The sequence below is a fragment of the Micromonospora sp. M42 genome (assembly GCF_000568915.1).
Classification (GTDB): Bacteria; Actinomycetota; Actinomycetes; order Mycobacteriales; family Micromonosporaceae; genus Micromonospora; species Micromonospora chalcea.
In genome coordinates this window covers 3,359,566-3,370,215 of the sequence record NZ_KK037233.1, presented here as the reverse complement: position 1 = coordinate 3,370,215, position 10,650 = coordinate 3,359,566, and the positions used below count along the sequence as shown (strand labels likewise).

The 10,650-nt window shown below is 73.9% G+C and carries 10 protein-coding genes; 7 read left to right on the top strand and 3 right to left on the bottom strand.

The genetic code is table 11. The features are described 5' to 3' along the window. Positions 1 to 1,117, bottom strand: a 1,117-nt coding sequence (locus MCBG_RS33030; RefSeq protein WP_043326438.1) for a sigma-54-dependent transcriptional regulator family protein, incomplete at its 3' end; no start/stop codon positions are given. A gap of 235 nt (positions 1,118 to 1,352) precedes the next feature. On the opposite strand from MCBG_RS33030, the gene MCBG_RS15200 reads away from it, so the two are divergent. From MCBG_RS15200 to MCBG_RS15175, 7 genes are all read left to right on the top strand, one after another. Beyond that, a complete protein-coding gene (locus MCBG_RS15200) occupies positions 1,353 to 2,018 on the top strand; it encodes a response regulator transcription factor (RefSeq protein WP_043326436.1) in 666 nt (221 codons plus the stop codon). Further along, positions 2,015 to 3,067 carry a sensor histidine kinase gene (locus MCBG_RS15195; protein WP_043326434.1) on the top strand — a complete coding sequence of 351 codons (1,053 nt, stop codon included), beginning with the start codon at positions 2,015 to 2,017 and terminating at the stop codon, positions 3,065 to 3,067. The genes MCBG_RS15200 and MCBG_RS15195 overlap by 4 nt, the downstream gene beginning before the upstream one ends. Positions 3,068 to 3,183: 116 nt before the next feature. Next, a complete protein-coding gene (locus MCBG_RS15190; RefSeq protein ID WP_255358608.1) occupies positions 3,184 to 4,716 on the top strand; it encodes a pyridoxal-phosphate dependent enzyme in 1,533 nt (510 codons plus the stop codon). A gap of 17 nt (positions 4,717 to 4,733) precedes the next feature. Next, entirely contained in the window at positions 4,734 to 5,288 is a 555-nt protein-coding gene (locus tag MCBG_RS34795) for a pyridoxal-phosphate dependent enzyme (RefSeq protein WP_255358607.1), read from the top strand. Further along, entirely contained in the window at positions 5,285 to 6,418 is a 1,134-nt protein-coding gene (locus tag MCBG_RS15185; protein ID WP_043326432.1) for a D-alanine--D-alanine ligase family protein, read from the top strand. Before MCBG_RS34795 ends, MCBG_RS15185 begins: the two co-directional genes overlap by 4 nt. Continuing rightward, positions 6,415 to 7,050, top strand: coding sequence for a M15 family metallopeptidase (locus MCBG_RS15180; RefSeq protein WP_043326430.1), 636 nt, complete (start codon positions 6,415 to 6,417; stop codon positions 7,048 to 7,050). Before MCBG_RS15185 ends, MCBG_RS15180 begins: the two co-directional genes overlap by 4 nt. A gap of 75 nt (positions 7,051 to 7,125) precedes the next feature. Then, entirely contained in the window at positions 7,126 to 7,785 is a 660-nt protein-coding gene (locus MCBG_RS15175) for an RlpA-like double-psi beta-barrel domain-containing protein (protein WP_043326428.1), read from the top strand. Positions 7,786 to 7,851: 66 nt separating this feature from the next. Here MCBG_RS15175 and gabT read toward each other — a convergent pair whose 3' ends face one another. After that, complete coding sequence (gene gabT / locus MCBG_RS15170) at positions 7,852 to 9,123, bottom strand: 4-aminobutyrate--2-oxoglutarate transaminase (RefSeq protein WP_043326426.1); 1,272 nt, start codon at positions 9,121 to 9,123, stop codon at positions 7,852 to 7,854. A 5-nt stretch (positions 9,124 to 9,128) separates the two neighbouring features. Continuing rightward, positions 9,129 to 10,565, bottom strand: coding sequence for a gamma-aminobutyraldehyde dehydrogenase (locus MCBG_RS15165; RefSeq protein ID WP_043326424.1), 1,437 nt, complete (start codon positions 10,563 to 10,565; stop codon positions 9,129 to 9,131). Between the last annotated feature and the right edge of the window lie 85 nt (positions 10,566 to 10,650).

The following is a 10,650-nucleotide window of genomic DNA, read 5'->3' as shown; positions in this document are numbered from 1 at the left end:
AGGCCGCGAGCAGCCCCGGGTCGCCGCCGGCCAGCACGGCGGCGCGCAACTGGCCGTCGACCAGGCGGCGCAGTCGCGCGACTCCCGGTGCGTCCGACAGGGGCAGCAGGGGCCCACGGTACGCGCGCAGCGCCGCCGCCGGATCGCCACGTTCCAGCAGTTCGGTGACGGTACGGAAGTCGGCGCGCACGGTCGGGCGCAGCCGGTACGGGCGGGAGTCGAGCAGCTCCTCGCCGAGCACGCGGCGCAGCCGGGACAGCTCGGCGCGCAGCGTGACCGGGTGCCGCCTGTCGTCGCCGTAGAGGTCGAGGCCGAGCTGTTCCCCGGTGCGCCCCTCGGGATGGTCGACGAGCAGCACCAGCAGCTCGCTGTGCCGGCGACCGAGCCGGATGCGCCGGCCGCCGACGCGCAGCTCCGCCTCGTCGCGGCCGAGCGCCGACACGTACGCGACGTCCGGCGCGGCGGGCGCGACGCCGGCCAGGAACGCCTCGGCGGCCCGGGCGGTGGCCCGGACCAGAGCCAGGCTCTGCGGGTTGGCCAGGTGGTCCCCGCCGGTGATGTCGACGGCGCCGAGCAGCGCGCCGCTGACCGGGTCGTGGATCGGCGCGGCGGCGCAGGTCCAGCGCTGCACCGGCCGCACGAAGTGCTCGGTGGCGAAGATCTGCACGCCGTGGTCGACGGCGAGGGCGGTGCCGGGCGCGTTCGTGCCGGCGTGCGCCTCGTCCCAGCGTGCGCCCGGTACGAAGTTCATCCGCTCGGCGTGCCGCAGCACCCCGGGGTGGCCCTCCACCCAGAGCAGCCGCCCGGCGGCGTCGCAGACCGCCATCAGGTGCGCGCCGTCCTGCGCGATGCCGCCGAGCAGGTCGCGGAAGAGCGGCATCACCCGGGCGAGCGGGTGCGCGGCGCGGTACGTCTCCAGCGCGTCGTCGGTGAGGTCGACCGGCGCGGTGGCCTCCGGGTCGAGCAGCGCGGACCGCTCCCAGGAACGGGCCACCACCTCCCGGACCCGGCCGGATGTGGTGCCGGCGGTGAGGAACGCCTCGTGGGCGGCACCGACCTGCGCGATCCGCTCCGCCGGATCCGCGCCGAACTCCAGGGCGAGCCACGGGTCAGCCACCAGCGCCTCCTTCCACCCATCGTGACCCACCTCACGCCCGAGCGCCAATGCGTGATCCGGGTCACTTCAGCGGTGCTCGCGCCGCCCGCGGACCGGACGAACGGCCCAGACGGCCGTACGCCGGTTGTCGCAGCGTGGCCCGCGTGGAGGATGGCTGCTGCGGACGCTTACAGAACCCTTAACTCCGGCCTGCGAAGGTGTGCCGGACGACGAGGGAAGACACGGGGAGCGCAAGGTGCGGGTGCTGGTGGCGGACGACGAGCGGCTCTTGGCGGACACGGTCGCCGAGGGGCTGCGACGGTTCTCCATGGCTGTCGACGTCTGCTACGACGGCGACGGCGCGCTGGAACGGATCGGGGTCAACCGGTACGACGTGGCGGTGCTGGACCGGGACATGCCCGGCGCCACCGGCGACGAGGTGTGCCGGAGCCTGGCCGGGTCCGACGCCGGCACCCGGGTGCTGCTGCTGACCGCAGCCGCGGGCATCCGGGACCGGGTCGCCGGCCTCGGGCTGGGCGCCGACGACTACCTGACCAAGCCGTTCGCGTTCGCCGAGCTGGTGGCGCGGGTCCAGGCGCTGGGCCGCCGGTCCACGCCGGCGCTGCCGCCGGTGCTGGAACGGCACGGCGTGGTGCTCGACGTGGCCCGGCACACCGCTACCCGGGACGGCCGCCCGCTCGGGCTGAGCCCGAAGGAGTTCGCCGTCCTGCACGTGCTGATGCGGGCCGGCGGCCGGGTGGTCAGCGCCGAGGAGCTGCTGGAACAGGCGTGGGACGAGTTCGCCGACCCGTTCACCAACGCGGTCCGGGTGACGGTGATGACCCTGCGCAAGAAGCTCGGCCAGCCGTCGGTCGTCCACACCGTGCCGAAGGCCGGCTACCGGATCGGCGAGCCGGAATGAGCCCCCGTCGCCGCATCCTGCTGGTCGGGCTGCTCGCCCTGCTCGCCGGGTTCTTCGTGCCCAACATGGTCAAGTCGCTGCTCGAACTGGTGTGGGGGCAGGCCCAGTGGTTCTGCGGCCTGGCCACCATCGGCGCGGTGTGCGAACCGGGCCGCCCGTTCGTCCCGCTGTTGCCGCTGCTGGTCCAACTGCTGGTGCTGGTGGCCGCCGGATTCGCGGTGTGGGGAGCGGCCCGCTGGTGCCTGCGTCCGGTGCGCGACCTGGCCGCCCCGATGGCGAACCTGGGCCCGCAGAACCTCGGTTACCGCATCCGGCATCGCGGCCGGGACGAGCTGGCCGGGCTCGCCCGCGCGATCGACGCGATGCTGGACCGGGTCACCGCCGGGTACGAGGGGCAGCGGCGGTTCGCCGCGAACGCCTCCCACGAACTGCGTACGCCGCTCGCGGTGCAACGCACGCTGATCGAGGTCGGCATGGCGCAGTCGCTCACCGGTGAGCAACTGGAGCTGCTGACCGCGCAACTGCTCGCCACGAACGAACGCAACGAGCGGCTCATCGAAGGGCTGCTGGCGCTCAGCGAGAGCGACCAGGGCCTGCGGTCCTCCACCCCGCAACGCCTCGAACAGATCGTCAGCGGCGTGCTGGCCGCGTACGCCGACCGGGCCGCCGAGGCCGGCGTGACGGTCGAGACCCGGCTGTCGCCCCGGATCGTGACCGGCGAACGGGTGTTGCTGGAACGCCTGGTCACCAACCTGGTGGAGAACGGCATCAAGTACAACCGCCCGGGCGGCCGGCTCGTCGTCACCGTCGGCGGCGACCCCGCGCTGACCGTCACCAACAGCGGGCAGGCCGTGCCCGCCGAAGCGGTCGACGGGCTGTTCGAACCGTTCCGGCGCCTCGCCCGGGACCGGACCAACCAGGGCGGCGGCGCCGGGCTCGGCCTGGCCATCGCCCGCTCCATCACCCAGGCGCACGGCGGCATCATCGCTGCCCGCCCAGGTGACGACGGCGGCCTGCGGGTCGACGTCCACCTGCCCCACGTGGGCTGACCACCCCACATACGACTCCGGGAGCCGCCGTCGCGGCATCCCGCGATGACACCTGCCCGAGGACCGGACCGGCGGCACCGCCGCCTGCCCCGGAGAGGGCCGGAGAGGAGACCGCAGTGCCGACGCGTACCGAGGGGAGCGCACCACCCGGTGACCGGGTGGCCTGGGCCGACGTGGCGAAGGGCGCCTGCATCGTGCTCGTGGTGCTCTGGCACGTCGTCGTCAAGGACTACCTGCGCATCGACTGGCGGGCCGGCCTGCCGGTGCCGGGCGCGTGGGGGCTGCTCGGCGAGCAGCTGCTGCCGCTGCGGATGCCGTTGTTCTTCGCGATCTCCGGCATCTTCGCGGCGAACGCGGTGGCCCGCCCGTGGCGGGTGTCCGGACGGCCCCGGATCACGCGGAACCTCTACCTGTACGCGATCTGGCTGCTGATCCACACCGCGCTGCTGGCGCTGGCGCCCGGCTTCCCGACCGACCGGGCCACCGACCCGGGTGAGCTGCTGGCCCAGCTCACCGTGACGCCGTCGAACCTGTGGTACCTGTACGCGCTGGCGCTCTACTTCGTGCTCGCCAAGGCGCTGCGCCGGGTCCACCCGGCGGTACTGCTGACCGCCGCGGGCGCGCTGTCCGCGGTGGCGGCCACCGGGCTGCTGGACAGCCCCGGCAACCGGGGGCAGGTCTACCAGAACCTGGTGTTCTTCCTGGCCGGGGTGCGCCTGAAGCCGTACCTCACGCGGTGGGCGGACGGCGCGAGCACCCGGCGGCTCGCCGGCACCGGCGCGGCGTACGCGATCGGGCTGGCCGCCATGGGCCTGGCCGGCGTGCAGAGCTGGCCCGGCGCGTACCTGTTCGTCTCCGTGCTCGCTGTGGCGTTCGGGCTGACCGCCGCCGCCCGGCTGGCCCGGCACCGCCTGGCCGGTCCGGCGCTGGCCCGGCTGGGCCGCCGCACGGTTGGTGTCTACGTGATCCACATGCCGGTGCTGGCGCTGCTCGACCGGCTCCTCGCCGCGCCGGTGGCCGGTCTGGGCGGACCCGGCCGGGCGCTGCTGGTGACCGTCTACCCGGTCCTGCTCACCGCGCTCGTGCTGGCGCTCAGCCTCGCCGCGCACCGCGGCCTCACCGTGCTCGGCGCGCGCTGGCTGTTCGACCTGCCGCGCCGCCGCGTCCACTCGAATCCCGAAGGAGAGACCATGCCCCGAATCGACGGGCCGGCGCTGCCGGACCGCACACATGTCGAGGAGGCCGCCCGCGCGCTGTCCGGCCGGGTGGTGCGTACCCCGGTGCTGCACAGCCCGGTGATCGACCGCCTGGCCGGCGCCCGGATCCTGCTCAAGGCGGAGAACCTGCAGGACGGGGGCTCGTACAAGATGCGCGGCGCGATGCTGGCGGTGGGCCGGCTCGCCGCCGCCGGGCACACCGGCGTGGTCGCGCAGAGCACCGGCAACCACGCCGTCGCGGTGGCGCTGGCCGCGCGCCGGCACGGGCTGGCCGCGACCGTCGTGCTGCCGGTGGACGCCGCGCCGGTCAAGGTGGACCGGGCGCGGGCGGCGGGCGCCCGGGTGGTCGGGGCGGGCACCACGGTCGAGGAGCGCCTCGCCGTCGCCCGGCGGATCGCCGAGGTGGAGGGCCACCCGCTGGTCGACGCGTAAAAAAAAACCCGGATGTGGTGGCCGGGCAGGGCAGCGCCAGCCTGGAGCTGATCGAGGAGGCGGCGCGTCGCGGCACACCGCTGGACGCGCTGGTGGTGCCGGTGGGCGGGGGCGGCGGCATCGCCGGTGCCTGCCTGGCCGTGGCCGGAACGCCGATCCAGGTGTACGGCGTGGAGCCGGTCGGGTGCGACTCGCTGGCCCGCAGCCTGGCCGCCGGACGCCCCACACCCGTCGCCCCGGCGCCGAGCCTCGCCGACGGGCTGCGCCCCGGGTGCGTCGGCGACCTGCCGTTCGCGGTGGCCCGCACCGGTGTGCGGGGCGTGGTCCGGGTCGACGACGACGCGATCGTCGAGGCGTTCCGGCTGCTCCTGCTGGACCTGAAGGTGCTGGTCGAGCCGTCCGGCGCGGCCGCGCTGGCCGGCGCGCTGCGGCTGGACGAGGTGAGCGGTCCCGGCAGCTCGGGCGCCGGGACGCGGCGGACGGTCGGCGTGGTGCTGACCGGCGGAAACGTGGAAGCGGACCTGGTGGCCCGGCTGGCGGGCGACCCGATGACTGTGGGAGTTGCGGCATGAGGTCGACAGTGCGGATCGGTGTCCTGTTCGGAGGCCCGTCGGCGGAACACGAGGTCTCCTGCGCCTCGGCGCTGGGCGTGGCCCGCGCCCTGGCCGGGCAGGGGCACCGGGTGGTGGCGCTCGGCCTCACCCGTACCGGCGGGCTCCGGCTGCTGCCCGAGCCGGTGCTCGCGCAGCACCTCGGCACGGTGGCGGCCGGACGGGCGATCGACGACCGGCTGCCGGTCACCGGCGAGGCGGTGGAGCTGCGACGCGGGGCAGCCGCCGGGACTGTGGCGGTCACCGCCGCCGACTCCCCGGCCACCGTGCACGCCGAGCTGGACGTGGTGTTCCCGGTGCTGCACGGCCCGTACGGCGAGGACGGCGTGGTGCAGGGGCTGCTGGAATCACTCGGCGTGCCGTACGTCGGGTGCGGCATCCTCGCCTCCGCCGTCGGCATGGACAAGGTGGCGATGAAGCGGGCGCTGCGCGCCGAGGACGTGCCGACGACGCCGTACGTCTGGTTCGACGAGCCGACCTGGCGGGCCGCGGCGGACCCGGAGAAGCTGGTCGTCGGGCTGCGCGGGCCGCTGTTCGTCAAGCCGGCCCGGATGGGCTCCTCGATCGGCATCTCCCGGGTCGCAGGCGGCGACGACCTGGTCGCGGCCGTGGAGGAGGCGTTCCGGCACGACCACGTGGTGCTGGTCGAGCAGGGCGTGACCGGCCGGGAACTGGAGTGCGGCGTGCTCGGCGGCTGGCAGCCCGAGGCGTCGGCGGTCGGCGAGGTCCGGGTCGCGGGCGGCTGGTTCGACTACCGGCAGAAGTACTTCGGCGACGCCGACCCGATGATCGTCCCGGCCCCGCTGCCGGACGAGGTCACCGAGCGGATCCGCGAGCTGTCGGTACGGGCGTTCACCGCGATCGGCGGCTGGGGCCTGGCCCGGGTCGACTTCCTCTACGACGAGACCACCGGCGACCTTTACGTCAACGAGCTGAACACGCTGCCCGGCTTCACCGCGCACTCGATGTACCCGAAGGTGTGGGCCGAGTCCGGCGTCGCGTACCCCGAGGTGGTGGACCGGCTGGTCGCGCTCGCCTTCACCCGGCACGCGGCCCGGCCGTCCACCGCACACCCCGGGGGTACGCCGTGATCCTCCTCTCCGACCCCCGCGTCGCCGCCGTGTCCAGCCGGGACGACGGCGAACCCCTGGTTGACCTGCGCGAGGTGCCCGGGCTGCGGGTGGACGCGCGGGCCGCCGACCCCGCCGGGGCGTACGCGCGGGTGCGGCGCGGTGTCGCGGACCGCCTGCTGGCCGCGCAGCGCGCGCTGCCGGCCGGGCTGCGCCTGCTCGTGGTCGAGGGCTACCGGCCGTACCGGGCGCAGCTCGACATCTTCACCGGCTACCGGGACGAGCTGCGGCGGCGGCACCCGGACTGGCCGGCGGACCGGCTGCACCGGGAGACCACCAAGTTCGTGTCGCCGGTCGAGGTGGCCCCGCACAGCACCGGCGGAGCAGTCGACCTCACGCTGTGTGACGCCGACGGAATGGAGTTGGACATGGGCACGGTGCTCGACGCCACCCCCGAGGAGAGCGCCGACGCCTGCTTCACCGCCGCCCGGCACATCCCGGTGAGCGCGTGGCGCAACCGGAACGTGCTGGTGGCGGCGTTGAGCGGCGCGGGGATGGTGAACTACCCGACGGAGTGGTGGCACTGGTCCTACGGCGACAGGTACTGGGCGCTGATGACCGGGGCGCCGCACACCCGTTACGGTCCGTTGTAGCCCGTCGGCTCAGGTGAACGTTCCGGCCCTCCCGTCCGTACCACGCGGGGAACGACAGCGACGACGGGAGAGAACGTGAGGGTGCAGCGTAAGCACGCGATGGCGGCAATCGTGGCGGTGACCGCCACGGTGGCGGTCTCGGTGGGAACCGGACTGGGATTCGCGGACACCGCGCCGGTCGGGCGGTCGGCCTGCGCCGGGTCGGTGACCTTCTCGGCCGAGAGCGGCCCGCCGGCCGCGACGAGCGACAGGTTCCCGGTGGGCACACGCCTGCGGGTGACGAACCTCGACAACCGCAAGGTGGCCACGGTGACGGTCACCGGGCCGTCCGGTAGCTGCGTGCTGCTCAACGCCGCCGCCATGGACCTGGTACGCGAGCCGGGCAAGAACGTCATCCGCCGCAACGTGGTGGAACGCCTCGACGGCGGCGCCGCTCCGGCCCCGGGCACCCAGCCGGGCGAGACCCGGCCCGGCGCCGCGCAGCCGATCGGCGGCAGCGTCTGCTCCGGCGCGCTCACGTTCTTCGCCGAAGGTGGGGCGCCGGCCGCCACCAGCGGTCAGTTTCCGCTCGGCACCCGGCTGCGGGTGACGAACCTGGACAACAACAAGGCGGTGACCGTGACTGTCACCGGGCCGTCCGGTAGTTGCGTGCTGCTCAACACCGCCGCCATGGACGCCATCCGGGAACCGGGCAAGAACCTGGTCCGGCGCAACACCGTCGAGCTGATTCGCTGAATTCCGGGGTGGGACACCATGGGCCGGTCCTGGGGATGATCGGCCCATGGTGTTCCACGTCGGGGGTCAGCCGAAGGCGGCCGCCAGGATGTCCAGCCCTCGGCCCAGTTCGTCGTCGGAGATGACCAGCGGCGGCAGGAACCGCAGCACGTTGCCGTAGGTGCCGCAGGTCAGCGTGAGCAGCCCGGCCGCGTGGCAGGCCGCCGAGATCGCCGCCGTGGCGGCCGGGTCGGGGGTCGACGTGCCCGGTACGACGATCTCCACGGCGAGCATCGCGCCCCGGCCGCGTACCTCGGCCACGCGCGGGTCACCGGCGGCGATCGCGCGCAGCCACTCACCCATCACCGCGCCGATCCGGCGCGCGGCGGCGGCCAGGTCCAGCTCCCGCATCGTCTCGATCGACGCGAGCGCGGCGGCGCAGGCGATCGGGTTGCCGCCGTACGTGCCGCCCAGACCGCCGACGTGCACCGCGTCCATCAGCTCCGCCCGGCCGGTCACCGCCGCCAGCGGCAGCCCGCCCGCGATGCCCTTGGCCAGCGTGATCAGGTCCGGCTCGACGCCCTCGTGCTCGCAGGCGAACCAGTCGCCGGTGCGGCAGAAACCGGTCTGGATCTCGTCGGCGACGAACACCACCCCGGCCGCCGTCGCCCACTCGCGCAGCGCCGGCAGGAAACCCTCAGCGGGTACGACGAAACCGCCCTCGCCCTGGATCGGCTCGATCAGCAGCGCCGCAACGTTCTCCGCGCCCACCTGCTTCTCGATCATCTCGATCGAGCGGGCCGCCGCGGTGGCGCCGTCCAGCCCGCCGTCGCGCAGCGGGTACGACATCGGCACCCGGTAGACCTCACCGGCGAACGGCCCGAACCGGTGCTTGTACGGCATGTTCTTCGCGGTCAGCGCCATGGTCAGGTTGGTCCGGCCGTGGTACGCGTGGTCGAACACCACCACCGCCGGCCGCCCGGTCGCGTGCCGGGCGATCTTCACCGCGTTCTCCACCGCCTCGGCGCCGGAGTTGAACAACGCCGAGCGCTTCCCGAAACCACCCGGGGTCAGCGCGTTGAGCTGCTCGCAGACCGCCACGTACGACTCGTACGGCGCGACCATGAAGCAGGTGTGGGTGAACCGCTCGACCTGCGCGCGTACCGCCTCGACCACACGCGGCGCGGAGTTGCCCACGTTGGTGACGGCGATGCCGGCGGCGAAGTCGATCCACTCCCGCCCGTCCACGTCGGTGATCGTGCCGCCGCCCGCCCGGTCCACGTACGCGGGAATGGTGCTGCCGACGCCCCGCGCCACCGCCTCGACCCGGCGCTTGTGCAGCTCCTCGCTGGTGGCCATCGCGATCAGCCCTCGATGTTGTGCATGACGTGCTTGACCCGGGTGTAGTCCTCCAGGCTGTAGACCGACAGGTCCTTGCCGTGGCCGGAGTGCTTGAAGCCGCCGTGCGGCATCTCCGAGACGAACGGGATGTGCGTGTTCACCCAGACGCAGCCGAAGTCCAGCCGCCGCGTCATCCGCATGGCCCGGCCGTGGTCGCGCGTCCACACCGAGGCGGACAGGCCGTAGTCCACGCCGTTGGCCCAGCGCACCGCCTCGTCCTCGTCGGAGAAACGCTGCACGGTGATGACCGGCCCGAACACCTCGTCCTGGATGATCTCGTCGGCCTGGCGTACGCCGGAGACCACGGTCGGGGCGTAGAAGAAGCCGCGCTCGCCGACCCGCGACCCGCCGGTGGTGACGTTCGCGTGGTCCGGCAGGCGGTCCACGAACCCGCTCACCCGGGCGAGCTGGTTGGCGTTGTTCAGCGGGCCGTAGAGCACGTCGGCGTCGTCCGGCGCGCCGGTACGGGTGTTGCGGGCCTGCTCGGTCAGCGCGGCCACGAAGTCCTCGTGGATGCCCGGCCCGGTCAGCACCCGGGTGGCCGCCGTGCAGTCCTGACCGGCGTTGAAGTAGCCGCCCATCGCGATCGCCTCGGCCGCCGCCGCCACGTCGGCGTCGTCGAAGATCACCACCGGGGCCTTGCCGCCCAGCTCCAGGTGCGTCCGCTTCAGGTCCGGCGCCGCCGCGGCGGCGACCTCCATGCCCGCGCGGGTCGAGCCGGTGATCGACACGAGCTGCGGGGTCGGGTGGGAGACCAGCGTACGGCCGGTGTCGCGGTCGCCGCAGACCACGTTGAACACACCCGGGGGCAGGTGCTCGGCGGCGATCTCGGCCAGCAGCAGCGTCGACACCGGCGTGGTGTCCGACGGCTTCAGCACCACCGCGTTCCCGGCGGCGAGGGCCGGGGCGATCTTCCAGACCGCCATCATCAGCGGGTAGTTCCACGGCGTCACCTGGGCGCATACGCCGATCGGCTCGCGCCGCACGTACGAGGTGTGCCCGGCCATGTACTCACCGGCCGAGCGGCCCTCCAGCAGACGCGCGGCGCCGGCGAAGAAGCGCAGCTCGTCCACCGCCGGCGGCAGCTCCTCCTCGGTGGTGAGCTGCCGGGGCTTGCCGGTGTTGCGGACCTCGGCGTCGACCAGCTCGGCGGCCCGCGCCTCCACCGCGTCGGCGAACTTCAGCAGCGCCCGCTGCCGCTCGGCCGGGGTGGTGTCGCGCCAGGTCTCGAACGCGGCGGAGGCGGCCTTCATCGCCGCGTCCACGTCCGCCGCGCCGGAGACCGGGGCCTGGGCGAAGACCTCGCCGGTGCACGGGTCGATCAGGTCGGCGTAGCCGCCGTCCACCGGGTCGACGTACTCGCCGTTGACGAAGTTGCGCAGCTGCTGCTGGTCGCTCATCAGAAGTCTCCGTGAAGGTGGCCGGGGAGAGGGTCAGCGGAGGTTATCGCAATCTGACTGCCATCTTGGCTACTAAATCCGAGGC